This window comes from Streptomyces sp. AC627_RSS907, from assembly GCF_019049165.1.
On record NZ_JAGMUE010001224.1, the window covers coordinates 1 to 726 of the forward strand.

Below are 726 nucleotides of genomic sequence, written 5' to 3' on the forward strand. Positions count from 1 at the left end.
CTGGTGCTCCCCCAAGTGCCCGCGAACATTTCTGCCCCAGCTGCGACGATGACGCCCCTCGGGTACGTCATCATGCAGCCTGGAATTCGCCTCGATCGGCCAGTCAAGGCATACGAGCGCTGGCTGCAACGCATCCCCGCGCTCTATTCCGGCGCCGTACTCGACCAGCACCCGCCCTCGCACGACGACAATCAGTACCGCATCGCCACCCTGCGCAACTACCGCAGCCTGATGCCGCTCGCCCACGACGCGCGCAAGCCCATGTTCGACCTCAAGGCGGCCGACGGAGCCCTCGGCAGCACGCAGACGTATGTACAGACCTGCTACCGCGAGTTCCGGGATCTCGCCGAGAACGTCCTGCGGCGGGTGGACGAGGTGCGCTGAGGTCGGCGAACAGCGCCGCCTCCTCAGACCTCCACCAGCACCGTGAACGGCCCGTCGTTCGTCAGGGACACCTTCATGTCGGCGCCGAAGCGGCCCGTCTCGACGTGGGCGCCCAACTGGCGCAGGGCCGCGACGACCTCATCGACCAGGGGTTCGGCCAGCTCGCCGGGGGCGGCGGCGTTCCAGGTGGGGCGGCGGCCCTTGCGGGCGTCGCCGTAGAGCGTGAACTGGCTGATGACCAGGAGCGGGGCGCCCGTGTCCGAACAGGACTTCTCGCCGTCCAGGATGCGCACCGACCAGAGCTTGCGGGCCAGTTGCGCGGCCTTGGCCGGGGTGTCGTCG

Annotated in this window: 1 protein-coding gene and 1 pseudogene; one reads left to right on the forward strand and one right to left on the reverse strand. The window is 69.0% G+C overall.

Annotation, left to right across the window (positions count from 1 at the left end):
* Positions 1 to 384, forward strand: a pseudogene (locus KUM32_RS41180) (ParA family protein); the annotation flags it as partial.
* A 23-nt stretch (positions 385 to 407) separates the two neighbouring features.
* Here the strand turns inward: KUM32_RS41180 and KUM32_RS41185 are convergent.
* A partial coding sequence (locus KUM32_RS41185) for a D-aminoacyl-tRNA deacylase (protein WP_217146766.1) occupies positions 408 to 726 on the reverse strand: 319 nt, incomplete at its 5' end.